The following is a 26,050-nucleotide window of genomic DNA, read 5'->3' on the forward strand; positions in this document are numbered from 1 at the left end:
TCGGACAGAATGGCCCCATGAACCCCTCGTCGCGCCTGCCCTGGGCGCTTGCGGGCATCGTCACCGGCATCGCGGGCCTGGCGACGAGCTACGCCGTGGCGATGGTGCTCACCATCCGCGAGTCGCCCGTGGTGGCCGTCGCGGAGCTCGTCATCCGGCTCACCCCCGGTGCCCTCGCCGAGCAGGCCATCAGCCTCGTCGGCCAGCTCGACAAGCCGTTGCTGGTCGGTGGCATCGTGCTCTTCCTGCTGGCGATGTTCGCCCTCGCCGGCCTGCTGGCCCGCACGTCGTGGCTGAAGCCGCAGCTGGTGTGGCTCGGCCTGGCCACGGTCGGCGTGGTCGCGGTCCTGCTCCAGCGGGGCGCGGGCGGGGTCGACGTCCTCCCCGTCCTCGTCGGCCTCCTCACCTGGGTGGCTCTGCTCCCCGCACTCACCGCGCCGCTGCGGATGGGGGAGTCGCACCCCGAGCTGGAGTCACGCGAGCGGCGGGTCTTCCTCATGGTCGCGGGCGTGCTCGGCGTCGCCGCCGTGGGTGTCGCGGTCGCCGGCCGCGTCGTCGGCGCCGGTCGCCGGCACGTGGTGGAGAGCCGGCGGCTGCTCCGCCTCGACGAGGTCACGCTCCCCGAGCCGCCGTCCGGCGTCGCGTCGGGCCTGGCCGAGGTCACCTCGTGGCAGACGCCCAACGACGACTTCTACCTGATCCACACGGCCATCTCGGTGCCGGCGATTGAGCCCAAGGACTGGCGCCTGCGCATCCACGGGATGGTCGACCGCGAGCTGGTGCTCACCTACGACGACCTCATCGCCCGGGGGCTGACCGAGTCGTGGGTGACCCTCAACTGCGTGTCCAACGAGGTCGGCGGGGACCTGATCGGCAACGCCTGGTGGAGCGGCGTACGCGTCGCGGACCTGCTCGCGGAGGCCGGCGTCCGTGGGGACGCCGACTGCGTGCTCCAGACCTCGGAGGACGGGTGGAACTGCGCCACCCCGCTCACCGCCCTCACCGACGACCGGGGCGCGATGCTGGCCGTCGCCATGAACGGCCGGCCGCTGCCCATCGAGCACGGCTTCCCGGTCCGGACCGTGGTCCCGGGGCTCTACGGCTACGTCTCGGCGACCAAGTGGGTCGTCGACTACGAGGTGACCCGCTTCGGTGACGTCGCGGCCTTCTGGACCGAGCGCGGCTGGTCCGAGCTGGGGCCGGTCAAGATCGCCTCCCGCATCGACGTGCCCCGCTCGGGCGCCGACGTCGACCCGGGCACCCTCGACGTGGGCGGCATGGCCTGGAAGCAGCACACCGGCATCGAGGCGGTCGAGGTCGCGCTCGACGGCGGCGCCTGGGAGCGCGTCTCGCTGGCCGCCGCGCCCACCGAGGACACCTGGGTGCAGTGGTCCGGCACCGTCGACGTCACCCCGGGGGACCACACGCTGCGGGTGCGCGCGATCGGCAAGGACGGCGACGTGCAGACCGGCGCGATCGCGGACGTCGTACCCGACGGGGCGACGGGCTGGCACACCGTCGACTTCAGCGTCCGCGACGAGTGACGCGCCGCGTCAGCGGTTGATGACGTACGTCGTCCCGCCGCTGGCGTTGATCCAGATGTCCTCGAGCTGGTCGCGGTCGTAGACCCGGCGGACCGCTCCGTTGGTGGCGCCGGCGGGGTCGTTGACCACCACGTCGCCGTCGGCCTCGAAGCCCACGACCACGAGCAGGTGGCCGTTGCTGGACGAGATCGGGGCGCCGGTGAGCTGACGGGCGCCGAAGGCCACCGAGATCACCAGCGGGACGCCGGCCACGATGAAGTCCTCGGCCTCGCGCAGGTTGCGCAGCCGGGTGACGTAGGCGTCACCGGTGGTGAGCGTGGCGGCGTACGCCGTGTTGAACGCCCAGTTGCCGGTGCCGCCGTAGCGGTGGTCGTAGACGAGCCGGGCGGTGTGGTCGACCTGTGGGTCCGCGTGGCCCGCGGTGACCGCCGGGAAGGGGCCGGGCTGGAGGCTGTAGTGGCCGAGCACCATCGCGGTCGAGGTGGGCGAGCACCAGGCTTCGCCGCCGCCGCCCCACTGCGGGTAGTGGCCGGAGTGGGTCATCTGGGAGTACGCCGGGACGTCGAGGACCGTGCCCGCCGCCGGGCCGGGCGTGGACGTGGGCGTGCTGCCACGAGGAGCGATGGCGCTGGCCACGGCGCCGACGCGGTCGACGCGCACCAGCGGCTTGGTCGTGGCGCTGCGGTAGAGCGTCACCCGCACCTGCCACTGGGTGACCGGAGCCGCGGCGACCCAGGTGTCGACGTTGACCCGGCCGAGGTCGTCGGACTGCGAGGCCAGCGACTGGCGGCGGACGGCGGGGTTGTCGAGGGCCCACTCGGCCATCGAGTCCCAGCTGGACGTGCGGCCGTCGGCGGTCCGGGCCCGGACGGCGACCTTGACCACGCTGTCCCCGGTGGTGAGGGCCTCCCACGACGGGATGAGCTCGGTGGCACCGAAGCCGGGCGACGCCCAGGGCGAGGTCCAGCTGCCGGCCTGGTAGGCCCGCCCGTGCAGCTTGCCGGTGCGGGGCTTCTTGAGCAGCAGCGAGCCCTTCGCGGTGCGGACGCCGCGCATGGTGCCGGCGCGCCAGTCGCGGCCCCGGCTCCACGAGGTGTGCTGGATGCCGGAGGCGGCGCGGCGCTCGGCGACCACCGGAGCACCGGGGTCCGCGGACGCGGACACGGTCACCGGGGAGAGGGCGCCCGCGAGCAGGGCGAGCACGGGGACGGCGAGCAGCGGGCGTCGTACCAGGGAAGGGGCCACGCGACCACGCTAACCCGCAGATGCCCCACCTGTCCCACGAGTCACAGCGCCCGGTCGAATCGTTGTGTCGACCCGCCGCCCCTAGACTTGCCGGGTGAATCTGAGGCTCCACGACACTGCGACCCGCGAGGTCCGTGACTTCGTCCCCCTCGAGGAGGGGAGGGCGGGTATCTACGTCTGTGGACTCACCGTGCAGTCGGAGCCGCACGTCGGCCACGTGCGCTCGGCCGTCAACTTCGACGTGCTGCGCCGCTGGCTGACCGCGAGCGGCTACGACGTGCACTTCATCCGCAACGTCACGGACATCGACGACAAGATCCTCGCGAAGTCCGCCGAGCAGGGCCGCCCCTGGTACAACCTCGCCTACGCCATGCACGCCGAGCTCACCAAGGCGCTGGCCAGCATCAACGTGCTCCCGCCCACCTACGAGCCCGGCGCCACCGGCACGGTCCCGGAGATGCTCGAGCTCATCGAGACGCTCATCGAGCGCGGTCACGCGTACGCCGCGGAGGACGGGTCCGGCGACGTCTACTTCGACGTGCGCTCCTGGCCGTCGTACGGCGAGCTCACCCGGCAGGGCCTCGACGACATGGAGCCGGCGGAGGACGCGGACCCCCGCGGCAAGCGCGACCCCCGCGACTTCGCCCTGTGGAAGGGCTGGAAGACCACCGAGCCCGAGTCCGCCGCCTGGCCCGCCCCGTGGGGCCGCGGCCGCCCGGGCTGGCACATCGAGTGCTCGGCGATGGCCAGCAAGTACCTCGGCCCCGCCTTCGACATCCACGGCGGTGGCGTCGACCTGCGCTTCCCCCACCACGAGAACGAGCTGGCCCAGTCCCGCGCGGCGGGCAAGCCCTTCGCGTCGTACTGGATGCACAACGCCTGGATCACCACGGCCGGCGAGAAGATGAGCAAGTCGCTCGGCAACTCGCTGCTCGTGCCGTCGGTGCTCGAGCGGGTGCGCGGCATCGAGCTGCGGTTCTACATGGTGAGCGCGCACTACCGCTCCCACGTGGAGTTCAGCTTCGAGGCGCTCGACGAGGCGGCCACGTCCTTCCGACGCATCGAGAACTACCTCGAGCGCGCGGCCGCGCTGCTCGGAGAGGTCCCGTCGGACGGCATCTGGTGCGCCGAGTTCGTCGCGGCCATGGACGACGACCTCGGGACGCCCGCTGCCGTCGCCGCGATCCACGACGTGGTCCGCGAGGGCAACAAGCTGCTCGCCGACGGTCCCTCCGACGCGCTCCGCGGCAACGCCGCCTCGGTGCGCGCCATGCTCGGCGTGCTCGGGCTCGACCCGGCCGACCCCGGCTGGACCGACGGCAGCAACGGCGCCGAGGCCGAGCAGCTGCGCGGCGCCGTCGACGTACTCATCACCGCACTGCTCGAGGACCGGGCCCAGGCGCGAGCCGACAAGGACTGGGGTCGCGCCGACGCGATCCGGGACCGGATCAAGGCCGCCGGCATCGAGATCGAAGACACGCCCTCCGGGCCGAAGTGGAGCATCTGACATGCCACGGATTTCGAGGCTCGCAAGCTCGCACCTCAATCACCGAAAAGGACACTGACGTGCCAGGCAATTCACAGCGCAAGGGCGCGATCCGCAAGACGGGCAAGGGCCCGACGGCCGGATCGGGCGGGCGCGTCAAGCGCGGCCTCGAGGGCAAGGGCCCCACGCCCAAGGCCAAGGACCGGCCGTACCACAAGGCCCACAAGGACGCGAAGCGCGCCGAGCGCTCCGGGCGCACCGAGACCACCCGTCCCAAGCGGCGTACGACGAAGTCGACCGAGGCCGAGTGGGTGGCCGGGCGCAACTCCGTCGTCGAGGCGCTGCGGGCCGGGATCCCGATCACGTCGGTCTACGTCGCCGAGGGCGCCGAGCGCGACGGCCGGCTGCGTGAGGCGTTCAAGATCGCCGCGGAGCAGGGCTACTCCATGATGGAGGTGACCCGTGGCGAGATGGACCGGATGACCGGTGGCGCGGTGCACCAGGGCCTCGCGGCCCGGCTGCCGTCCTACGAGTACGCCCACCCCGACGACCTCCTCGACCGCGCCGCCGAGATGGGCGAGAAGCCCCTCATCGTGGCCCTCGACTCGGTCACCGACCCGCGCAACCTCGGTGCCGTCATCCGCTCGGCGGCGGGCTTCGGCGCCCACGGCGTCCTGATCCCCGAGCGCCGGGCGGCCGGCATGACCGCGTCGGCGTGGAAGACCAGCGCCGGTGCCGCGGCCCGCATCCCGGTCGCACAGACGGTCAACCTCACCCGGCAGCTCAAGGCCTACCAGGACGCGGGCTGCATGGTGGTCGGCCTGGCCGCCGACGGCGACGTCGCGCTGCCCGACCTCGAGCTCGCCGACGGCCCGCTCGTGGTCGTCGTCGGCTCCGAGGGCAAGGGCCTGGGCCGCCTCGTGACCGAGACCTGCGACCAGCTCGTCTCGATCCCGATGGCCAACCAGCTGGAGTCGCTCAACGCGGGAGTGGCCGCGTCGGTGACGCTGTACTCGATCGCGCAGGCGCGCGCCCGGGCGTGAGCCGCACCCGCCTGATCCCCACCGTCGCCGTGGCGGTGGGGTGCCTCGTCGTCGCGGTGGTCGCGACGGTCACCCTGTTCCTCTCCGGGAGCAGGACGATCGTCGTGGCCAGCCACGACGCGACGGTGCAGCCGACCCTCGACGGGGACGTCGTGGTGCGCACCGGGCCGCTGCTTCCCGACGTACGCCGCCAGGGCGACGGACCCGTGGGCGTCGAGCTCGTGCTGGGCAAGACCGAGGCCGTCTCGGCCGACGAGCTGATCGACCGCTACGCCTTCATCGCCAGCCAGCCCGAGGCCCAGGTGGCCAAGGTGGAGGCCGCGGTCCGGGACATCGCCGTGTCGGCCGCCATCCGCGGCCTCGGCATCGGCCTGGTGCCCCTCGCCGTCTGGCTGCTCCTCGGACCGCACCGGCGCGGCGAGCTCTTCCGAGGGCTGCGCACCCGCCGCGGCGCCGTGGCCGGGGTGCTCCTCGTGGCCCTGCCGCTCGCCCTCTGGCAGCCGTGGGACGGGGACGCGGAGACCCAGGAGGCCGAGCAGGACTGGATCCCGCTGGGCACCTTCCTCGGCGCGGCCGTGCCGCTGCCCTCCGAGGCCGACGGCATCGAGGTCCGCACCGGCCCGACGACCACCCAGACCCGCCGCCTGATCGGCAGCGCGGTGAGCACCTACGACAAGAGCAAGGCGTTCTACGCCGAGGCGGCCGAGGCGGCCGCCGACCTCGAGCTGCGCCGGCCCGAGGAGGGCGAGACGGTCGCGCTGCTCGTCAGCGACCGCCACGACAACATCGGCATGGACCCGGTCGCCCGGGCGATCGGCGACGCGGGCGGCGCCACGGCCGTGCTGGACGCCGGCGACGACACCTCGACCGGCCAGCCGTGGGAGGCGTTCAGCCTGGACTCGCTGGACGGTGCGTTCGACGACCTCGACCGCTGGGCGATCGCCGGCAACCACGACAACGGGCCGTTCGTCATCGGCTACCTCGCGGACCTGGGCTGGACGACCTTCGACGGCGAGCCCGCCGACGGCCCCGGAGGCGGGCTGGTCCTGGGCGTGGACGACCCCCGTGCCAGCGGGCTCGGCGACTGGCGCGAGGAGACCGGCCTCAGCTTCACCGAGGTGGGCGAGCGGCTGGCCGACGCGGCCTGCGCCTCCGAGGAGCGCATCGCGACCCTGCTCGTGCACGACGCCAACCTCGGCCGCGAGACCCTGGCCCGCGGTTGTGCCGACCTCGTGGTCGGCGGCCACACCCACGTCCAGCGCGGACCGGAGGCGGTGCTCGGCGAGGACGGGCAGGTCGGCTGGACCTACACCAACGGCACCACCGGCGGCGCGGCGTACGCGATCGCGGTCGGCAGCAAGCCGCGGCGCGACGCGGGCGTCAGCCTGGTGACCTACGGCGAGGACGGCCGCCCCGTCGGGGTCCAGCCGGTCCGGCTCCAGACCGACGGGACCTTCGTCGTCGGCGACTTCGCGCCGCTCGAGTACGCCGGGCCCGAGGTCGGCTGAGGAGTCCCCGGCGCGTCGTACGCCGTGTCGTCGGGGCGATGTCGGTACTCCGTGGTAATCCTCGGAGCATGTCGGGGGGCCGCACGATCACCGTGGACGACGCGACCGCGCTCGACGGTCCCGACATCGACGTCGCCGCGCGGGTGGCCTGGGTGCTCCGGATGGCCCGGACGACCTCGGCGAGCGGCACCCAGCTGCGGGCCCTGGCCGACGAGCTCGGGACCAGCGCCGCCCGGTTGTCCCGCATCGAGACCGGCCAGCTGCGCGACGGCCGGGTGGTCGACGGCTACGAGTCCGCGCTCGGCCTGGTGGAGGGGTCGCTGCGGGCGCCCATCGACATCCTGTGCCGCACCTTCCCGCAGGTCAGCCCGCGCGACGCCGACCCGGGCAGCCGCATCGAGACCGTCCGCGAGCTCTCCCAGCTCACCGAGCGGCTGCAGGGCGCCGTCCCCGTCACGGGCGGCGAGTGGCTGCGCTGGGCACGGGCCACCGCGTCCCCGGGCAACATCGGCCTGCCCGAGCGGCAGGGCCTCGAGCTGCTGACCCGGCTGGTGTCCGAGCTGGCCCGGTCGGTCTCCCACGGCTACCCCTCGCGCTACGAGGCGCTGTCCCTCGTCCGCTGCAGCGCCTACGGCCACCTCGTCCTCTCGGTGACCCAGGAGGAGGTGGCCCGCACCCACGCCCAGGGTCTCGGCGACCTGATGAGCGCCGTCGGCGAGGCGGTCACCGACGACGCCCTCGACTGGTGCCTCGCCCTGCTGGTCGACGAGCGCGAGTACGTCGCCCGGTGCGGCGCCCTGGCGATCGAGAACATGGGGCAGATCAGCGGCACCCCCTTCTGGGAGACCGTGTCGCCCCGGCTCCTCGAGGCCCTGGAGGCCACCGAGCCCGGCTCCTCGCAGGAGGAGTGGGTCACCCACCTCATCCGGCTCGTCCCCCGTGACGTCTGGCGGAGCAACGGCCTCGTCCCGGCGCGACCGCTCCCGCCGGCCGCCCCGGTGCCGACGATGAGCCGCGACGAGTCCAACGCGCTGTGGCGCGAGTGCGTCGCCGCGGCCCGCGCGGTCGGCGACGAGACGGGTGTCGGCGAGCAGCCGATGCTGGCGCGCCTGCTCTACGACATCTCCTTCGGCCACTGGGAGACGCGGGCCGTCACCGCTTACATGCTGCTCAGCGGCCTCCCCGTCCTCGCTGGCCCGGCCGGCCAGCGGGTGGCCGCCCTGGTCGAGGCGACCGAGGACCCCCGGATCCGGGCCCGCGGCGCGCGCCGGCTCCTCGGCGTGCTGCACGGTCACGACATCCCGCTGGTGCAGCGGTGGTTCACCGACCCCGACCCCGGACTGCGGGGCGCGGCCCTGGGCGTGGCCGGGTCCGCCGGACGCGACATCCCGGCGGACGTCCTCCACACCGGGCTGCGGGACCCCGACACCCGGCGGCTGGCCATCTACGCCGCCGGGATGAGCGGCCACCCCGGGCTCGCCGGGATCGCGGTGGCCCCGGACCTGCCCGCGGACGTCCGGGCGGCGGCGCGCTGGTGGCTGGAGCAGGGCGGCCGGGTGGCCGAGTGAGCGCTCAGAAGTAGTCGCGGACGTGCACGCGCCGGCCGCCGAGGAGCGTGTCGAGCAGGAGGTCCGAGGTCGTGTCGCCGCTCATCAGCCCGGCGGCCCGCACGTCGGCGCAGCCCTGGGCGCCCGAGCAGAGCAGCGCGAGCCCGCGCGAGGACAGCACCGGCCCGCCGTACGACGCGTCGCCGGGTGTGCAGGTCGAGACCCCGTCCGCGGTGGTGAGGACCCAGTGGCCGTCGGTCGTGCCCAGCGGGTCGCCGGCCACGGTGAAGGCGACGCGCGCGTCGAGCGGTCCGAGCCGCAGCCCGGTCAGGGCGCCGGCCACGTCGTGCACGCGCAGCATGTAGGGCATCTGCCGGGTGACCCGCCACTCCGAGAAGGGCAGCGCGAGCCGCACCGGGTCGTCGCCGGAGGTGCTCAGCCGCACCCGGCCGGTGACCGAGGCGTGGCTGCCGAGCATCGCCCACAGGGAGCGGGTGGCGCCCGCATGCAGCGAGACCAGGTCGTCGACCACGATCGTCGCGCTGTCGTCGTACCCGGTCCCGCGGTGCCAGCTCGCACAGCCGACCACGGTGTCGTCGACCACCGCGAGGGTGATCGCGGTGAACGACGCGACCAGCTCGTCGGGGTCGGTGGGGAAGGACGGGCCGGTGCGGGTGAGCGGTCCGTTGTGGGCGGCGGCCCAGGTCGCGTAGAGGCGGCGTACGTCGTCCACGTCGGCGGCCGTGGCGCGGCGCAGGGTGACCGTCGGGTCGGGGCTGACGCGGCTCAGCCGGTCGGTCGCCAGCTCGACCTCGAGCAGGCTGGTGACGATCTCGTAGCCGTAGCGGCGGTAGATGGCGGGCGCCGTGGGGTAGAGCGTCGACACGACCTCGCCCCGCTCCCGCAGCCCCTCGTCGAGCACCGTCGCCATCAGGGCGTCGAGCAGGCCCTCGCCGCGACTCTCCGCCGCGACCGCTACGCCGGCGATGCCGCAGGTCGGGACCTCCCGGCCGTGCCACCAGGAGTGGTACTCGCGGCCCATCACGCGCGCGACGAGGCGGTCGCCGTCCCACGTGCCCCACGAGTGGCGGCCGGGCAGTGGCCAGGTGTCCGGTGAGGGCGGCGTGTAGCCGGCGGGCAGGTCGCCGAAGGCCTCGGTGCTGAGGGTGATCGAGGCGCCGATGTCGTCGGGGCCGAGGGGACGCGGGTCGGTCATGCGTCCTCGGCGGCGCCGGAGCCCGTGCCGCCCCCGCTCCCCGCGACGTCGGTGTCGGCGGCGATCAGCTCGTCGGGCTTCTTCGTGAGCACGGTGTCGATGTAGTCGCGGGCGGTCTCGAAGATGCCGACCTCGTGCCCGGCCCGCTCCGAGAGGTACCACCGGTGGACGAGGATCTCGTGGTAGATCTCGGCCGGCTCGAGCTTGCCGCGGGCGTCGCGGGGGACCATCTCCATGATCGGCTCGAAGAACTGCGTCATCCAGCGGCCGGCGACCAGGTGCCGGTCCTCGCGGCCGAGGTCGTAGTGGGCGGTGAAGGACGCGAGGTCGTTGAGCAGCCGCCGGGCCTGGTTGTCCTCGACGTTCATGCCGGTGAGGGACTGCAGCTCGCGGCGGTGGTGCCCGAGCTCGACGACCTTGGGCTGGATGCGCACCCGGTCGCCGTCGAAGTCGGTGACGATGTCGAGCTCGTCGACGTCGAAGCCCATGTCGTTGAGCCGCTCGATGCGGCTCTCGATGCGCCACATCTCGTCGGCGGTGAACTCCTCCTCGCTGGTGAGCTCGGCCCAGAGCTTGTCGTACTGCTCGCGCAGCCGGGTGATGACGGCGAAGTTGTCGAAGTCCTCGCTCACCGTGCCGCTCGCCTGGAGGTCCATCAGCTCGGCGAAGATGTTCTCGGTGCCGACGGTGAGGTCGTAGTCACGCATCCGGTCGCTCACGTCGTGGTGCAGCTCGCCGGTCTCGGCGTCCACGAGGTACGCCGCGAAGTCGCCGGCGGCCCGCCGGAACAGCACGTTGGACAGCGAGACGTCGCCCCAGTAGAAGCCGGAGAGGTGCAGGCGCACGAGCAGCACCACGATGGCGTCGATGAGGCTGGGCAGGTTGTCGGCGGTCATGCCGTGCGAGAAGAGGCTGCGGTAGGGCAGCGAGAACCGCAGGTGCTCGGTCATCAGCGCCGCCGGCAGCTCCTCGCCGTGCTCGTCGACCCGACCGGCGACCACGCCCTGCGGCACCACCGCGGGCAGGCCCTCACGCTGGAGGTCGCGCAGCAGGCGGTACTCCCGGAAGGCGATGTCCTCCTGCGTCTCCTTGACCGCGTAGGTCCGGCTGCCGAGCCGGACGATGCGGACGACGTGACGGCTCAGGCCACGCGGGAGCGGGACGACGTACTCGTCCGTCCACTCCTCCAGGGGCGTCGACCACGGCAGCTTGATGATCGCCGGATCGGGACGACTCGCCACGATGCGCAGGGCCATGGTCGGCAACCTACTCCCCGGCGGCCCGGTGGGGCGCGGTCATCCGTCGAGGCGCCAGACGTCCAGGCGGGCGCCGGCGGTGGCCGGGACGACGACCTCGTCGCCGGGCCCCTCCAGGTCGACACCGCCCGGCTCGGTCCCCAGCAGGTGCGTCGCGCGGTCCGCCGTGGGGAGCGTGAAGGTCTCTCCACCGGCGCGTCGGGCGACCACCAGCAGGCGCTGACCGTCGAGCTCACGCACGAAGGCGATGGTGTCGTCGTCGACGTGGGCCCAGCGCAGCCCGCCGTGGCGCAGGGCGCCGTAGGAGCGGCGCAGGCGGGCGAGGTGGGAGTACGTCGCGAGCGTGTCGGTGTCCCACTCGTCGCGGCGGTGCCACGACATGGTGCGGCGCGAGTCCTCGCCGGTGACGCCCTCGAGGCCGATCTCGTCGCCGGCGAAGATCATCGGGACGCCCGGCATCGTGAACTGCAGGCCGGCCGCCACCCGGTGCACGTCCGCACTGCCGACCATGGTGCGGATCCGGGCGGAGTCGTGGGAGCCGAGGATGTTCCACGACTGTGAGGTGGCCCGCCAGCCGAAGGCCGCGTGCCAGGCGCGGAACGTCTCGACGACCGCCCCGCCGGGTCGCCGGGGGACCTGCACCGGTCGGCCGAACGCCCGCGCCGGGGTGGCCGGGTCGCGCAGCCACGACCACAGCGGCCAGGAGAAGCCGGAGTAGTTCATGGTGCCGTGCCAGCCGTCGCCGTCGATGTCGCCGGTGGCGTCGTGGTTGTGCTCGCCGATGACGAGCGGGTCGTCGCGCAGCTCGGCGGCCGTGTGCCGCGCGGCGCGGGCCACGTCGTGCGCGACGTCGAGGGCGCCGAGGCGCCCGGTCATGTTGGCCACGTCGATCCGCCAGCCGTCGACGTCGTACGGCGGTCGCAGCCAGCGCCCGACCACGGAGTCCGGGCCCTCGACCATCGCGGCCCGCAGGTCCGGGTCGCCGTGGTTGACCTTGGGCAGGGTGGTGTGGCCCATCCAGGTCGCGTAGGTGCCGTCCGGCTCGAAGTAGTAGTAGGAGCGGGTCGCGGCGGTGGGGTCGGCGGCCGCTGCGGTGAACCACTCGTGGGTGTCACCGGTGTGGTTGGTGGTGAGGTCGCCGAGGATCCGCCAGCCGCGGGCGTGCACCGCGGTGGACAGCCGCTCGTAGGCCTCGTCGCCGCCGAGCAGCGGGTCGACCCGGTCGAAGGTGGTCGCGTTGTAGCGGTGGTTGCTCTCGCCCGGGAAGACCGGGGTCGTGTAGACGATGTCGGCGCCCACCTCCTCGACGTGGTCGAGGTGCTCGGTGATGCCGTCGAGGTCGCCGCCGAAGAGCTGGAGCGGGGTGCGCGGGTCGAGCGGCTCGAAGATCACCTCGTCGTCCCAGTCGGCCGCGATCGCCCACTCCGGCGTCGGTCGCTCGTCGGCCGCTGCGGAGCGCGCGAAGCGGTCGGGGAACACCTGGTAGACCACGCCATCGCGGCCCCAGTCCGGTGCGGCGGAGTAGGCGCTGATGAGGTGGTCGGTCGCGTCCGGGACGTCGATACCCACGATGCCGGCCGCGGTGAGCCACTCCTGCTCGTGCTGTCCGTCGACGCCTGCGCGGACGAGGAGGAAGCGGTAGTGGGTCACCGGGTTGTGCACCGGCAGCTCACCCGACCACCACGTCGTGTCGCCGTCGGTCGTCGGCGTCATCGCGTGGAACACCGGCTCCGCGTCGTACGTCGTCCGCAGCCACACCGCGTCGACCGGATCGGCGGTGCTGGTCCGGACCCGGACGGTCACCACGTCGCCGAGGCGCGGGGACTCGTCGGAGACGTGGAGGGGGGAGCCGTCGTGGTGCGGCAGGTCGAGCAGGGACATGCGCGCATTCTCGCAGGAGCCGGCGTCTAGGATTGCCGGCGCTGCGTCAGCGCAGCAGGCCGCGTTAGCTCAGGGGTAGAGCACCAATCTTGTAAATTGGGTTGCGAGAGTTCGAATCTCTCACGCGGCTCCGATCTTCTGTGTGGCTTCAGTGCCACCTGGTGACACCGAAGCCACACACTCCGGGGAGCCGCGGTGAGCGGTGGCCCAGCCACCTTCGTGCGCGAGCCGGTGTGGCCAGCTCACCGACACCGGGGTGTCCGTCAGCGGACCTGCGTGACCTCGAACTGCAGCTGCGGGTGCGCGAAGGCGTCCTGCGACTGGATGAGGCGCAGCTCGCGCTCGCCGGAGTCGAGGGTGTTCTGCAGCAGGTCGAAGACCGAGCTCACGGTGGCGGCCAGGGCCTCGGCCGGCGAGCCGGTGGAGTGCAGGTGTGCGGTGAAGAGGGCGGCCGTCACGTCGCCCGAGCCGTTGGCCTTCATCGGCAGCCGCGGGGTCTGGACGATCCAGGCGCCGCCGCGGGTCACGGCCATCATCTCGAGGGTGTCGGCGGGCGCGTCCGGCCGCTCGACGCTGGTGACCAGCACGGTCGACGGTCCCATGGCCATCGCCCGGTCGGCGGAGGCAAGGGTCGAGTCGAGGTCGGCGGGTGCGGTGTCGGTGAGGAAGCCCAGCTCGAACTGGTTGGGCGTGATCACGTCGGCCGCCGGCACGACCCGCTCGCGGATGATCGGGGGGATGGCCGGGTCGACGAAGCAGCCCGACGTCGCGTTGCCCATGACCGGGTCGCAGGTGTAGGTCGCCGCCGGGTTGGCCGCCTTGACGCGGGCGACGGCGTCGAGGATGACGTCGGCGATGCCGGCGCCGCCCTGGTAGCCCGAGAGCACCGCGTCCACCTGGCCGAGCACGCCGCGGTCCTCGATGCCGGTGATCACGTCGGCCACGTCGGTCGGCGGGATGAGCGGACCGCGCCACGCGCCGTACCCGGTGTGGTTGGAGAAGTTGACGGTGTGGACCGGCCAGACCTCGTGCCCGAGCCGCTGGAGCGGGAAGACGGCCGCGGAGTTTCCGACGTGGCCGTAGGCGACCGAGGACTGGATCGAGAGGACCTTCATCCCACCGAGACTAGTGACGGGGCACTCGAGGGTGTGAACCCACGGGCCGGACGACCTGCAGCGAGCGGCCGCGGCTACCCGGGGAGCCGCCAGTCGACCGGGGTCCCGCCCTGCTCCTGGAGCAGCCGGTCGACGCGGGAGAACGGGCGGGACCCGAAGAAGCCCCGCGACGCGGACAGCGGGGAGGGGTGCGCGGACTCGACCCACGGGATCGACCCGAGCATCGGCTTGAGCGACTGGGCGTCGCGGCCCCAGAGGATCGCGGCGCACGGTCCGCCGCGGGCGGCGAGCACGTGGATCGCCCGCTCGGTGACCTCCTCCCACCCGCGGCCGCGGTGCGACGCGGCCTGGCCGGGAGTGACCGTGAGGACCCGGTTGAGCAGCATCACGCCCTGGTCGGCCCAGGCGGTGAGGTCGCCGTGCGGGGCGGGCGTGATGTCGAGGTCCGCCTGCAGCTCGGCGTAGATGTTGGCCAGCGACCGTGGCACCGGACGCACGTCGGGGGCGACGGCGAACGACAGCCCGATCGGGTGGCCGGGGGTCGGGTAGGGGTCCTGGCCGACCACCAGCACGCGGACGTCCGCCAGCGGCCGCTCGAAGGCCCGCAGCACGTGGTCGCCGTCCGGGAGGTAGCCACGCCCGGCGGCGATCTCCTCCCGCAGGAAGCGCCCCATCGCCTCGATCCGGTCCTCCACGGGGGCCAGCGCCTCCGCCCAGTCGGCCGCCACGAGTCCCCGGTCCACCAGTCCCTGCAGAGTGCTCACGCGACGACGCTAGCCGGTCCCGTACGACGCGGGGCCGCGGTCCGGCGCGCGGCCGGCGGGCGGTCCTACACTGGCGGGCATGCTGGAGGGGAGCCGCGGGACCGGGGTAGCCGCGCGCCGCAGCGCGGCCCGGCGGGTGCCGCGCCAGGAGCGGAGCCGACGCCGCGTCGAGCAGATCCTGGACGCCGCCTCCCGCCTCGTGATCGAGCGCGGCGTGGACGCGCTGACGACCCGGGCGATCGCGGAGGCCTCCGAGGTCCCGGTCGCGTCGCTCTACCAGTACTTCCACGACAAGGAGGACATCCTGCTCGCCCTCGTCGAGCGGGACCGGGCCGAGATGGACGAGCAGCTGCTGGCCGACCTGGCCGGCCTCGACGAGCTGTCGCTCTCGGCCCTCGTCGAGACCGCGATGCGGGCCTTCACCAAGGTCTACGCACGCCGTCCGGCCTTCGTGGAGATCTGGCTGCGCGGTCGCGACAACCCGGCGATCCGGGACCGCGGCCGCGAGCACAGCGTCGAGATCGCCTCCAACCTCCTGCAGTTCGCCGAGGCCGCCGGGCTGCTGTCGCACGACGTGCCGCCCAAGATCGCCCTGCTCGCCGTCGAGGTGGGCGACCGGGTCTTCCAGCTCGCCTACGCCCAGGACCTGGAGGGGGACCAGGAGCTGGTCGAGGAGGGCATCCGGATGGTCGCCGGCTACCTCGCGCCCTACTCGCGCTGAGTCCCGTCTCGAGCCCGCTCGGCGGACGCGCCTCAGCGCACCGGCCGCGAGAGCCGGTCGAGGAAGGCAACGAGCAGCGCCTCGCGCATCGCGGGCGCGGCCACGTCGAGCATGGCGTTGACCTCGGCCATCCGCCCGGGCAATGAGAGCGACCCGTCCGCCGACTCGCCGACGAGGCCGGAGGCGGCCAGCAGCCCGTCGAAGTCGTCGTCGCCCAGGGTGGCCGGGTCGAGCGACTCGATGAAGGCGACCACGCCCTCGTCCACGGCCACCGGGCCGGCCGCCTGCGCCGCAGCGACCGACTCCCCGAGGGCGGTCGTGAAGTCGTCGAGCCCGGCGAGCGTCGCTGCGCTCACCGAGAGGTGCACGCTGGCGGGCTGCCCGTCGTACGACAGCTGTGGCTGGACGTACCACCCGCGCGCGACCATCTCGTCGGTGAGCGTGAAGGGGTCGCACGTGTCGTCGGTGGCCAGCGCGACGAGCGTCGACTCCGGGGGCGCGACGACGCGCAGCGCGGGGACGGCCTCGACGGCGGCGACGATCCGGTCGACGGCCTCGAAGACCTGCGCGGCCAGCCGGAGGTAGCCGTCGTCGCCGATCGCGGTCACCACCGCCCAGGTGCCGGCGATCGGCCCGCCGGAGCGGGTGGACTGGGTCGTCTGGTTGAGCATCGTGTAGCCCGGCCACGCGGCCGAGGCGAAGAACTGCGGCTTGCGCAGCGCGGCGTCGCGGTGCAGCAGCAGCGAGGTGCCCTTGGGGGCGTAGGCGTACTTGTGGGTGTCGACGCTGATCGACGTCACGCCCTCGACCGCGAACGTCCAGGGCGTCACCGGCCGCCCCAGACGGACGGCGTACGGCAGCACCCAGCCACCGATGCAGGCGTCGACGTGGCAGCGGACGCCGGCGGCGTGCGCGGCGGCCGCGATCTCGGTCACCGGGTCCACCACGCCGTGCGCGTACGACGGGGCGCTGGCCACCACGAGCACCGTGCGGTCGTCGATCGCGGCGGCCATCGCGGCCGCGTCGGCGCGGAAGTCGGCTCCGACGGGCACCAGCACGGCCTCGACGCCGAAGTAGTGCGCCGCCTTGTGGAACGCCGCGTGCGCGGTGGCGGGCAGGACCATGGTCGGCCGCTCCACGTCGGGCCGGGAGTCGCGCGCACCCTGCACGGCCAGCAGGATCGACTCGGTGCCCCCGGACGTCACCGTGCCGACCGCGGAGTCCGGGGCGTCGAGCAGGCCGCAGGCGACTCCGACGAGCTCGTTCTCCATCCGGAGCAGGCTGGGGAAGGCCGTCGGGTCGAGGGCGTTCGAGCCGGCGTACGCCGCCACGGCCTCGCGGCCGATCCGGTCCACCTCGGCGTCGCCGCCGTCGTACACGTAGGCGAGCGTGCGGCCGCCGTGGACGGGCAGGTCGTCCGCCTGCAGCTCGCGCATCCGGTCGAGAGGGTTCGTGTCGGCGGGGTTCATGTCGTGGCCTCCGTGGTCGCGCGGGCGACGGCGTCCGCATCGAGGGTGTAGCGGCGCAGCCAGTGCAGGCTGAGCAGGGTCAGGGCGGCGGGCAGCAGCGAGAAGCCGAGGGTGATCGCGGTGAGGGCCGACCCTGGCTGCGTGACCTCCCCGCCCTGCGATGAGACGTAGCCGCCGAGGGCCAGCACGACCGCGAAGACCGCAGGGCCCAGCGCCAGCCCGAGGGTCTCGCCCGCGGTCCAGACGCCGGTGTAGACGCCGGCGCGGTTCTCGCCGGTCCGCGCGGCGTCGGTCGCGGCCGCGTCGGGCAGCATCGCCATCGGGAAGACCTGGCAGCCCGCGTAGCCCACGCCCACCAGCCCGACCGCCGCGAAGGTGACCGCCGACGGCGCGTACGGCGCGAGTACCGCCACCGCGGCACCGGTCGCGAGGACCAGGGAGGACACGGTGTAGCCGCGCTGCTTGCCGACGCGCGCGCCGTACCGCGCCCACAGGGGCGTGAGGACCAGCGCCGGGCCGACGAAGCAGACGAAGAGGATCGTGGCGGCGCCGCTCGACCCGAGCACGTCCGACGCCAGGTAGTCGACCCCGGCGAGCATGCAGCCGGTGGCCAGCGCCTGCAGGACGAAGGTCGTCAGCAGCAGCCGGAAGTCGCGCGCGGTGGCCACGATCCGCAGCTGCTCGCGCAACGACCCCGCCCCTGCGGCGACCGCGCCGATCGGCGCGCGCCGGGTGCCGACGTACGCCGCCAGGACGCCGACGCCGATGAGGACGGCCATCGCCACGCCCATCACGCGGTAGCCGTCCCGGCCGCCGACGGCGTCCCGGATGAGCGGCGCCGTGGCCCCGGCCAGCATGATCGTGAACGCCAGGATCGCCACGCGGGCGGTCATCAGCCGGGTGCGCTCGTCGTACGACGACGTGATCTCGGCGGGCATCGCGACGTAGGGGACCTGGAAGAAGGCGTACGCCGTCGCGGCCAGCACGAAGAACACCAGCACCCAGCTCGCCTCGAGGACCTGCGAGCCCAGGTCGGGTGCCGCGAAGATCAGCGCGAAGGCGCCGGCCAGCATCACCCCGGCGCGCAGCAGCCACGGGCGCCGGGGACCGGCGGGGTCGACGGTGCGGTCGCTGATCCGGCCCGCGACCGGGTTGAGCAGCACGTCCCACGCCTTGGGGGCGAAGACGATGAGGCCGGCCCAGAGCGCCGCGATGCCCAGGGTGTCGGTGAGGTAGGGCAGCAGCATCAGGCCGGGCACGGTCCCGAAGGCACCCGTGGCGACCGACCCGGACCCGTAGCCCCAGCGCACGCTGCGCGGCAGCGTGCCGCCGGTGTCGTCCATGCCGCGACTCTAGGGCCGCGGACCCGCTCAGGTGCCGAGCGAGCGGGACCCGGCCGAGCCGTAGCGACGGGTGGGGTTGGCGCCGATGGCGTCCGAGGCGGGCGTCGCGTCCTTCGCCGGTGCCTTGTGGGTGGTGGTCTTGCGGACCGCCGGCGGCTTCTTCGCCGCCTTCTGCCCGGCTGCCTTCGGGGCGGCGTCCTTCTTCTTCGTCTTCGCCTTCTTCGTACGCCGCGGGGTCGGGGCGGGCGCGTCGTCGCTGGACCACTGCTCGATCCACTCGTCGAGGACCCGCCAGGTGCTGCCGCGGGCGGCCCGGCCGGTGAGCATGCCCAGGTGCCCGCCGGGCACGATCTCGAAGCGGACCTCGCGGGCGCCCTTCAGCAGGTCGAGCACCGGGCGCACCGCGGCCACCGGCGCGATGCCGTCGGTGGCGCCGGCGAAGACCAGGACGGGGGCGGTGATGGCGGACAGCTCGATGGTCCGGTCGCCGAGCTCCATCGCGCCGGCCGCGAGCGAGTTGCCCTTGACGAAGCGGTGGTAGAGCTGGCCGAAGGTCCGGCCGGGGTAGGCGATCATGTTGGCCGTGAAGCGGTCGACCGCCTCGAGCTGCGCGAGGTAGTCGGTGTCGTCGAGGTGCGTCACGACGGCCACCGGCTTGGTGACGACCTTCTGCACGGACGCCGCCGTGAAGGCCCAGTTGACCAACGGCTGCGGGATCCCGCCGAGCGCGCGGTAGCTGCGGGTGAGCAGCCCCCGCCCGTCGGTGAGGTTGAGCAGGGGACGCATCGGCGCCACCAGGGGCACCTTCTTCACGTCGACGGGGGAGCCGACGACGGTGAGGGACGCGATCGGCAGCTCGGGCTGGTCGGCCGCGGTCAGCATCGCGAAGATGCCGCCGAGGCTCCAGCCGACGACGTGCACCGGCCGTCCGCCGGCGTGTGCCGACACCTCGCGGATCGCCTGGGGGAGGACCTCGTCGACCCAGTGCTCCATGCCGAGGTTGCGGTTGCGGAAGGACACCTGGCCGTACTCCACCAGGTAGGTCCGGCGACCCAGGGAGACGAAGTGCTCCACCAGCGAGCAGCCCCGGCGCAGGTCGTAGCAGATCGCCGGCGCGGCCAGCGGGGTCACCAGCAGCACCGGGTCGCCCGACTCGTGGACGGTCGCCGCCGGCCGGTAGTGGTAGACCTCGCGCAGCTCCCCGTCGTCGATCAGGGTGCGTGGCATCGGGCGCAGGTCGGCCAGGCCGCCGTACAGCACCTTGTGGGCGACGTTGCCCGCCGCCGCGACCAGCTGGTCGGGCTTCGGGGGGAAGAGGTCCATGGGGGCGAAGATACGCCGGGTCACCACGCCCCGGGGGAGGTTGCCCGCGGACCGGGTCAGGACTAGACACGACCCATGAAGTGGAACCTCGCCGCCCTCGGGGCCGGCGCCCTCGCCGGCCTCGTCGCGCACGACGTCACCCAGCGCAACCACGCGATCATCCGCAACTTCCCGGTGGCCGGCCACCTGCGGTTCTTCCTGGAGCGCTTCGGACCCGAGCTGCGGCAGTACATCGTGACCAGCAACGACGAGGAGCGGCCCTTCAGCCGCGACCAGCGGCGGTGGATCTACGCGAGCTCCAAGCTGGAGAACAACTACTTCGGCTTCGGCACCGACAACGACATGGAGCGGGTCGAGGGCTACCCGATCATCAAGCACCGGACCTTCATGGGCCCGGGCGCGGCGACCATGCCGCACGCCGACGAGGAGATCACCCTGCCGAGCGCCAAGGTGATGGGGGCGGCCCGGGGCCGCCGGCACGCCTTCCGCCCGGCCTCGGTGGTCAACATCTCGGGGATGAGCTTCGGCTCGCTGTCCGGCAAGGCGATCGAGGCGCTCAACCAGGGTGCCGCGCTGGCGGGCTGCTTCCAGAACACCGGCGAGGGCGCGCTCTCGCCCTACCACCGCAACGGCGGCGACATCGTCTTCCAGATCGGGACCAGCTACTTCGGCTGCCGCGACGAGCAGGGCCGCTTCGACCTGCCACGCCTCGTCGACCTGGTCCAGTCGGCGCCGGTGCGGGCCATCGAGATCAAGCTGTCCCAGGGCGCCAAGCCCGGCCTCGGCGGCATGCTGCCGGGCGAGAAGGTCAGCGCCGAGATCGCCGAGATCCGCGGCATCCCCCAGGGCAAGGACTGCGCCTCCCCGAGCCGGCACGCCGTCTTCGACGACGTGGACTCGATGCTCGACTTCGTGGAGACCGTCGCGGACGCCACCGGGCTGCCCGTCGGCGTGAAGTCGGCGGTCGGCAACATGACGCTCTGGGACCAGCTGGTGGAGGCGATGGCCGCGGGCGGCCGGGGCGTCGACTTCGTCAACATCGACGGCGGCGAGGGCGGAACGGGCGCGGCGCCGATGATCTTCGCCGACTCGGTGGCCTACCCGTTCCGGATCGCCTTCAGCCAGGTCTACCGGCGCTTCGCCGCGGCCGGCCTCACCGACGACGTCACCTTCATCGGGGCGGGCAAGCTCGGCATCCCGGAGAACGCCGTCGTCGCCTTCGCCCTCGGCGCCGACATGATCAACGTCGGCCGCGAGGCGATGATGTCGATCGGCTGCATCCAGGCCCAGAAGTGCCACACCGACCACTGCCCGGTGGGCATCGCGACGCAGAACCCGCGCTACACCTTCGGCCTCGACGTCGAGCTCAAGAGCGTGCGGGCGGCCAACTACGTCCGGTCGCTGCGCCGCGACCTCCTCAAGGTCTCCGAGGCCGTGGGGGTCGTGCACCCCGGGCTCATCACGCCGTGGGACGTCGACATCCTCACCGGGCACCGCTCCACCGAGGCGCTGCACGACGTCTACGGCTACGAGGACGACTGGGGAGCCATCGGTCCCGACCTGCGCACCACGATCGAGGAGATCATGATGGCGCAGGGCGAGTCGCCGCTGCCCCGCCCGACCACCCGCTGACGCCGGCCCCGGAAGCGGCCTCGAGCGCCCGTCGTACGCCGCTCAGCTGCGGCGGGCGGGCCGCACGCTCTTGTCGTGCTCGTGGCGCCCGGTGGCCAGCTCGTCGAGGAACTTGTCCGCCCACGCCGCGACGTCGTGCTCGACGACCGTCTTGCGCATCGCCCGCATCCGGCGGGTGGTCTCCTTGGGCTCGGCGTGGAACGCGTCGAGCAGGGCCTGCTTGATGCCGTTGATGTCGTAGGGGTTGACCAGGTAGGCCTGCCGGAGCTCGTCCGCGGCACCGGCGAACTCCGAGAGCACCAGCGCGCCGTCGGACTCGTAGCGGCAGGCGACGTACTCCTTGGCGACGAGGTTCATGCCGTCGCGGAAGGGCGTGACGACCATGATGTCGGCGGCCCGGTAGAGCGCCGCCATCTCCTCGCGGGGGTAGGAGGAGTGCAGGTAGGAGATGGCCGGCTTGCCGATCTGCCCGAGGTCACCGTTGAGGCGGCCCACGAGCCGGTCGATGTCGTCGCGGAGGATGCGGTACTGCTCGACCCGCTCGCGCGACGGGGTGGCGACCTGGACGAAGACGGCGTCCTCCACGTCGAGCTCGCCCTCGGCGATCAGCTCGCCGAAGGCGCGCAGCCGGGCCACGATGCCCTTGGTGTAGTCGAGCCGGTCGATGCCCAGGAAGACCTTGCGGGGACTGCCGAGGGCCTCACGGATCTCGTCGGCCCGCTCCTGGACGGCCTCGGAGCGGGCGAGCTCCTCGAAGCCCGCGGTGTCGATGGAGATGGGGAACGCCGCGGCCTTCACGGTCCGGCCGTCGGGCAGGTAGACGAGGTCGCGGTGCGTCTTGTGGCCCACGCGGTGCCGGACGAGCCGCACGAAGTTGCCCGCACCGCCCGCGAGCTGGAAGCCGATCAGGTCGGCGCCCAGCAGCCCCTCGAGGATCTGCCGGCGCCACGGCAGCTGGCTGAAGAGCTCGGCCGGGGGAAAGGGGATGTGCAGGTAGAAGCCGATGCGCAGGTCGGGACGGAGGTCGCGCAGCATCTGCGGCACCAGCTGCAGCTGGTAGTCCTGGACCCAGACGGTGGCGCCCTCGGCGGCGACCTCGGCGCTCTTCTCGGCGAAGCGCCGGTTGACCGTGACGTAGGAGTCCCACCACTCGCGGTGGAACTCCGGCTTGGCCACGACGTCGTGGTAGAGCGGCCACAGGGTGCCGTTGGAGAAGCCCTCGTAGAACTCCTCGACCTCCTGGGCGCTCAGGTGCACCGGCACCAGCTGCAGCCCGTCCTCGACGAAGGGCTCGAGGTCGTCGTCGGGGGCGCCCGGCCAGCCGATCCAGGCGCCGTCGTTGGCCCGCATCACCGGCTCGAGGGCGGAGACCAGGCCGCCGGGGGAGCGCCGCCAGTCGTTGGTGCCGTCGGGATTGGTCACCCGGTCGACGGGGAGTCTGTTGGCGACGATCACGAGGTCGGCGCGGCCTGGAGTGGTCACGGGCCTCACCCTAGCGAGCCGCGCAGCACCCCTGAGGGGGTCGCTACTGCACCGACACGCCACAAGCCCCTGCGACTCGCCGAAGGCGAATGACATCGCTGTGGTTCGTCACCTAGAGTGGTGCCACAGCAGTTCCTTCGAAGGGGAGACCGACATGGCCGACGCCGTCCAGCACACCGGCGCGCACGAGCCGGGTCACGAGCCGGGAGCGCCGGGCCTGACCCAGCGTGACAGCGACATCCTCGAGTTCGAGCGCCACTGGTGGAAGTACGCCGGCGCCAAGGAGCAGGCGGTCCGCGAGAAGTTCGACATGTCGTCGACGCGCTACTACCAGGTGCTCAACGCCCTCATCGACCGTCCCGAGGCCCTCGAGGCCGACCCGCTGCTGGTGCGTCGTCTGCGCCGGCTGCGCGCCTCCCGCCAGCGCCAGCGCTCGGCCCGCCGCCTCGGCTTCGAGCTCTGAGCAGACCCATGACCGCCTCTTCCCCGCTCCGGTCCCGCACGTCCTCCGCCTCCTCCCGCCGCCGTGACGAGCGCGGCGTCGCGTTCCCCTCGCCCGTGGTGATGCTCAGCATCATCGCCGTCGCGATGGCCGGCTTCGCCTTCGTCGCCACCTCCGACGAGGAGCCCACCGAGCGGCGCATCACCACGGCGTCGGCCCCGGCCACCGAGACCCCGGCCCCGACCCCCGAGGTCGTCCCGACCACGCCGGCCCCGACCAAGAAGCCCAAGCCGCAGGTCAAGCGCGGAGAGGTCTACGTCGAGGTCTACAACAACTCCGGCATCAAGGGCCTCGCCGCCGGCACCGCCGCCAAGGCCACGCAGGTCGGCTGGCAGGTCGTGGGCGAGGACAACTGGCAGGGCGTCATCCCGGCCTCCACGGTCTACTACCCGGCCCGTCTCCAGGCCGCGGCCAAGCTGCTCGCCCTCGACCTGGGCATCCAGCGGACCGCGCCCGCGGTCGAGCCGATGCGGATGGACCGCCTCACGGTCATCCTCACCGTCGACGCCGCCTGACCGGTCCCGACCGCCCCCACGGACCGGACTGGTTGTCCGGTCTTCAACCGGTCGTGGTTGGCTGAGGGGCATGGAGTTCACCTCCCCCGAGGCCCGTGAGCGGTACGACGCCCTCGTCCGCGCCGTCGACCAGGTCGTCGTCGGCCTCGACTTCGACGGCGTCCTCTCGCCGATCGTCGACGAGCCGAGCGAGGCGCACATCCACCCGGACGCGCCCGAGGTCCTCGTCGCGCTGAGCGACGTCGTGCGCGCGGTCGCGGTCGTCACGGGACGCCCGGCCCGCCAGGCCCTGGCCCTCGGCGGCCTCGACGAGGTCGGCGACGCCATCGGCGACCACGGCAAGGAGCTCTTCCTCTTCGGGCAGTACGGCAACGAGCGCTGGTCCTCGACCAGCCGCCGGGTGATCTCCCCTCGGCCCCCGCACGGCCTGTCCACCTTCGAGCGCGAGCTCCCCGGCCTGATGCGGCGTGCCGACGCCGGCGACGCCCACGTCGAGGAGAAGGGGCTCGCGGTCGCCGTGCACACCCGTCGCCTCGACGACCCGGCGGCGGCGTTCGAGCGGTTGCTGCCGCCGATGCGCGAGCTGGCCGCCCGGCACGGCCTCGTCGTCGAGCCGGGTCGCAACGTGATCGAGGTCCGCTCGGACGGCATGCACAAGGGCCACGCGGTGGAGACCCTCGTGCGCGAGCAGTCGGCCGGCGGCTTCCTCTTCGCCGGGGACGACCTCGGCGACATCGAGGCCTTCGAGGCCGTCGCCGCCCTCCGCGAGCAGGGACTGCCGACGCTGCTGGTGGCCGCCGCGTCCGACGAGCAGTCGGCCCTGGTGCCGCTCGCCGACGTCGTCGTACCCGGTCCCGACGGGGTGCTCGACCTGCTGCGCCAGCTGACGGCCGACGCCGTCGCCCGCACCTCCTGAGTGGCGTGCGGCACGTCTCTCCAGCATGTGGACTCGATGTGCACATGCTGAGACGACCTGCCTAACCTAGAGACCTCATCACGAGGGACTGAGGGAACGGCCCGACGACGTCCCGGCAACCGCCACGAACCTCCTGCCGCACGCGGCAGTCGTGGAAACGGTGCCAATTCCGTCCCGGAGCGAAAGTCGCCCGGGGTAGATGAGAAGGAGGACGAGTCATGACTGCCGTTGCAGAGAACACCAGCCAGAAGACCGGCCACACCCTGCGCGAGGGAGCCTTCGGCAACGCCCGGGCGCTCGCCTGTCGCGAGTGCGGCCACGAGGTCGAGCTCGGCCCGTTCTACGCGTGTCCGGAGTGCTTCGGCCCGCTGGAGGTCTCCTACGACTTCCCGGTCGTCACCCGCGAGGAGATCGCCGCCGGGCCCAACAACATCTGGCGCTACAAGGCGCTGCTGCCGGTGCCCGACGACATCGAGCAGAGCAAGAACACCGAGCCGGGCTACACCCGGCTGCTCAAGGCCCACAACCTCGGCCGCGAGCTCGGCATCGACAACCTGTGGGTCAAGGACGACTCGACCAACCCCACCAACTCCTTCAAGGACCGCGTCGTCGCCTGCGCGCTGAGCGCGGCCATCGAGCTCGACGCCAAGGTCTTCGCCTGCCCGTCGACCGGCAACCTGGCCAACGCGGTCGCCGCGGCCGGGGCCCGGGCCGGGATCAAGACGGTCGTCTTCATCCCGAGCAACCTGGAGAAGCCCAAGCAGGTCAACTCGGCCGTCTACACCGACAACCTCGTCGCGGTGAACGGCAACTACGACGACGTCAACAAGCTGGCCTCCGAGATCGCCGGCGAGGAGGAGGGCTGGGCGTTCGTCAACGTCAACGTCCGTCCCTTCTACGCCGAGGGCTCCAAGACGCTGGGCTACGAGATCGCCGAGCAGCTCGGCTGGCGGCTGCCTGACCAGATCGTCATCCCGGTGGCCTCCGGCTCCCAGCTGACCAAGGTGCACAAGGCCTTCCAGGAGCTCATCACCCTCGGCCTCGTCGAGGACAGGCCCTACAAGGTGTACGGCGCCCAGGCCACCGGCTGCTCGCCGGTCTCGGTCGCCTACAAGGCCGGCGTCGACGCGATCCGCCCGGTCAAGCCGGACACGATCGCCAAGAGCCTGGCCATCGGCAACCCCGCCGACGGCATCTACGTGCTCGACATCTGCCGCCAGACCGGTGGCGCCGTCGAGGACATCAGCGACGACGAGGTGCGCGAGGGCATCCTGCTCCTGGCCCGCACCGAGGGGATCTTCACCGAGACGGCCGGCGGCACCACGGTCGGTGTCCTCAAGAAGCTCGTCGAGAGCGGCCAGCTCGACCCGACCCTCGAGACCGTCGTCATCAACACCGGGATGGGCCTCAAGACCCTCGATGCGGTCTCCGACCACGTCGGCCCGCGCGCGACCATCGACCCGTCGTACGGTGCCTTCACGGCCGCCGGCATCGTCTGAGTTTCGAGGCTCGCTCCGCTCGCACTCAACCACCGATCCAGGA

21 protein-coding genes, 1 tRNA gene and 1 riboswitch are annotated in these 26,050 nt (G+C 72.8%); of the genes, 12 read left to right on the forward strand and 10 right to left on the reverse strand.

Translation table 11 applies throughout. The features are described from left to right. The first annotated feature begins 17 nt into the window (after positions 1-17). Positions 18-1,544, forward strand: a complete 1,527-nt coding sequence (locus ASG88_RS08740) for a molybdopterin-dependent oxidoreductase (RefSeq protein ID WP_056887027.1) — start codon at positions 18-20, stop codon at positions 1,542-1,544. Between the two features lie 9 nt (positions 1,545-1,553). Here the strand turns inward: ASG88_RS08740 and ASG88_RS08745 are convergent, their stop codons facing one another. Then, the gene (locus ASG88_RS08745) at positions 1,554-2,789 is read right to left on the reverse strand and encodes a C39 family peptidase (RefSeq protein WP_056887028.1); all 1,236 of its coding nucleotides are present in this window, start codon (positions 2,787-2,789) and stop codon (positions 1,554-1,556) included. A 94-nt stretch (positions 2,790-2,883) separates the two neighbouring features. On the opposite strand from ASG88_RS08745, the gene cysS reads away from it, so the two are divergent. From cysS to ASG88_RS08765, 4 genes are all read left to right on the forward strand, one after another. Continuing rightward, positions 2,884-4,296, forward strand: a complete 1,413-nt coding sequence (gene cysS / locus ASG88_RS08750) for a cysteine--tRNA ligase (RefSeq protein WP_056887029.1) — start codon at positions 2,884-2,886, stop codon at positions 4,294-4,296. A 59-nt stretch (positions 4,297-4,355) separates the two neighbouring features. After that, positions 4,356-5,318 carry a 23S rRNA (guanosine(2251)-2'-O)-methyltransferase RlmB gene (gene rlmB, locus ASG88_RS08755; protein WP_056887030.1) on the forward strand — a complete coding sequence of 321 codons (963 nt, stop codon included), beginning with the start codon at positions 4,356-4,358 and terminating at the stop codon, positions 5,316-5,318. Beyond that, the gene (locus ASG88_RS08760) at positions 5,315-6,826 is read left to right on the forward strand and encodes a metallophosphoesterase (protein ID WP_235534779.1); all 1,512 of its coding nucleotides are present in this window, start codon (positions 5,315-5,317) and stop codon (positions 6,824-6,826) included. Before rlmB ends, ASG88_RS08760 begins: the two co-directional genes overlap by 4 nt. Before the next feature lie 68 nt (positions 6,827-6,894). Beyond that, a complete protein-coding gene (locus ASG88_RS08765) occupies positions 6,895-8,394 on the forward strand; it encodes a HEAT repeat domain-containing protein (protein ID WP_056887031.1) in 1,500 nt (499 codons plus the stop codon). Positions 8,395-8,398: 4 nt separating this feature from the next. Here the strand turns inward: ASG88_RS08765 and eis are convergent, their stop codons facing one another. The 3 genes from eis to ASG88_RS08780 are packed head-to-tail and all read right to left on the reverse strand — an operon-like array spanning position 8,399 to position 12,726. Then, the gene (gene eis, locus ASG88_RS08770; RefSeq protein ID WP_056887032.1) at positions 8,399-9,589 is read right to left on the reverse strand and encodes an enhanced intracellular survival protein Eis; all 1,191 of its coding nucleotides are present in this window, start codon (positions 9,587-9,589) and stop codon (positions 8,399-8,401) included. Further along, complete coding sequence (locus tag ASG88_RS08775) at positions 9,586-10,845, reverse strand: DUF4032 domain-containing protein (protein WP_056887033.1); 1,260 nt, start codon at positions 10,843-10,845, stop codon at positions 9,586-9,588. Before ASG88_RS08775 ends, eis begins: the two co-directional genes overlap by 4 nt. A 39-nt stretch (positions 10,846-10,884) precedes the next feature. Then, positions 10,885-12,726, reverse strand: coding sequence for a glycoside hydrolase family 13 protein (locus ASG88_RS08780; RefSeq protein WP_056887034.1), 1,842 nt, complete (start codon positions 12,724-12,726; stop codon positions 10,885-10,887). Positions 12,727-12,784: 58 nt separating this feature from the next. Here ASG88_RS08780 and ASG88_RS08785 point away from each other — a divergent pair. After that, positions 12,785-12,856 (forward strand) — tRNA-Thr (locus tag ASG88_RS08785). 133 nt (positions 12,857-12,989) lie between these two features. Here ASG88_RS08785 and pdxY read toward each other — a convergent pair. Together pdxY and ASG88_RS08795 are read right to left on the reverse strand one after the other, a co-directional pair. After that, on the reverse strand, positions 12,990-13,841 hold the full coding sequence (gene pdxY, locus ASG88_RS08790; RefSeq protein ID WP_056887035.1) for a pyridoxal kinase PdxY: 852 nt from the start codon (positions 13,839-13,841) through the stop codon (positions 12,990-12,992). Positions 13,842-13,915: 74 nt separating this feature from the next. After that, positions 13,916-14,605, reverse strand: coding sequence for a uracil-DNA glycosylase (locus ASG88_RS08795; RefSeq protein ID WP_056887036.1), 690 nt, complete (start codon positions 14,603-14,605; stop codon positions 13,916-13,918). A 79-nt stretch (positions 14,606-14,684) separates the two neighbouring features. Here ASG88_RS08795 and ASG88_RS08800 point away from each other — a divergent pair, with 79 nt between their 5' ends. After that, positions 14,685-15,326, forward strand: coding sequence for a TetR/AcrR family transcriptional regulator (locus ASG88_RS08800; RefSeq protein WP_082600162.1), 642 nt, complete (start codon positions 14,685-14,687; stop codon positions 15,324-15,326). 32 nt (positions 15,327-15,358) lie between these two features. On the opposite strand, the gene ASG88_RS08805 is transcribed toward ASG88_RS08800, so the two are convergent. From ASG88_RS08805 to ASG88_RS08815, 3 genes are read right to left on the reverse strand one after another with little or no spacing between them, the layout of a single operon-like run. Beyond that, positions 15,359-16,795, reverse strand: coding sequence for a pyridoxal phosphate-dependent decarboxylase family protein (locus ASG88_RS08805; RefSeq protein ID WP_056887038.1), 1,437 nt, complete (start codon positions 16,793-16,795; stop codon positions 15,359-15,361). Then, a complete protein-coding gene (locus ASG88_RS08810) occupies positions 16,792-18,138 on the reverse strand; it encodes an MFS transporter (protein ID WP_056887039.1) in 1,347 nt (448 codons plus the stop codon). Before ASG88_RS08810 ends, ASG88_RS08805 begins: the two co-directional genes overlap by 4 nt. A 27-nt stretch (positions 18,139-18,165) precedes the next feature. Then, positions 18,166-19,461, reverse strand: a complete 1,296-nt coding sequence (locus ASG88_RS08815) for an alpha/beta fold hydrolase (protein ID WP_056887040.1) — start codon at positions 19,459-19,461, stop codon at positions 18,166-18,168. A gap of 75 nt (positions 19,462-19,536) precedes the next feature. Here ASG88_RS08815 and ASG88_RS08820 point away from each other — a divergent pair, with 75 nt between their 5' ends. Then, positions 19,537-21,093 (forward strand): FMN-binding glutamate synthase family protein, encoded by a 1,557-nt coding sequence (locus tag ASG88_RS08820; protein ID WP_056887041.1) that lies wholly within the window; start codon positions 19,537-19,539, stop codon positions 21,091-21,093. Positions 21,094-21,135: 42 nt separating this feature from the next. Here ASG88_RS08820 and ASG88_RS08825 read toward each other — a convergent pair whose 3' ends face one another. Then, positions 21,136-22,575 (reverse strand): alpha,alpha-trehalose-phosphate synthase (UDP-forming), encoded by a 1,440-nt coding sequence (locus tag ASG88_RS08825; RefSeq protein WP_056887042.1) that lies wholly within the window; start codon positions 22,573-22,575, stop codon positions 21,136-21,138. 154 nt (positions 22,576-22,729) lie between these two features. Between ASG88_RS08825 and ASG88_RS08830 the strand changes: the two genes are divergently transcribed. The 4 genes from ASG88_RS08830 (at position 22,730) to thrC (ending at position 26,007) form a co-directional block, all read left to right on the forward strand. Then, on the forward strand, positions 22,730-23,038 hold the full coding sequence (locus ASG88_RS08830) for a DUF3263 domain-containing protein (protein ID WP_056887043.1): 309 nt from the start codon (positions 22,730-22,732) through the stop codon (positions 23,036-23,038). An 8-nt stretch (positions 23,039-23,046) separates the two neighbouring features. After that, positions 23,047-23,592 carry a LytR C-terminal domain-containing protein gene (locus ASG88_RS08835; protein WP_056887044.1) on the forward strand — a complete coding sequence of 182 codons (546 nt, stop codon included), beginning with the start codon at positions 23,047-23,049 and terminating at the stop codon, positions 23,590-23,592. A gap of 70 nt (positions 23,593-23,662) precedes the next feature. Beyond that, complete coding sequence (gene otsB, locus ASG88_RS08840) at positions 23,663-24,508, forward strand: trehalose-phosphatase (RefSeq protein WP_056887045.1); 846 nt, start codon at positions 23,663-23,665, stop codon at positions 24,506-24,508. 72 nt (positions 24,509-24,580) lie between these two features. Continuing rightward, a riboswitch (SAM riboswitch) is annotated at positions 24,581-24,714 on the forward strand. A 12-nt stretch (positions 24,715-24,726) separates the two neighbouring features. Further along, complete coding sequence (gene thrC, locus ASG88_RS08845; protein ID WP_056887046.1) at positions 24,727-26,007, forward strand: threonine synthase; 1,281 nt, start codon at positions 24,727-24,729, stop codon at positions 26,005-26,007. Positions 26,008-26,050 lie beyond the last annotated feature (43 nt).

This window comes from Nocardioides sp. Soil777 (assembly GCF_001428425.1).
Lineage (GTDB): Bacteria > Actinomycetota > Actinomycetes > Propionibacteriales > Nocardioidaceae > Nocardioides > Nocardioides terrigena.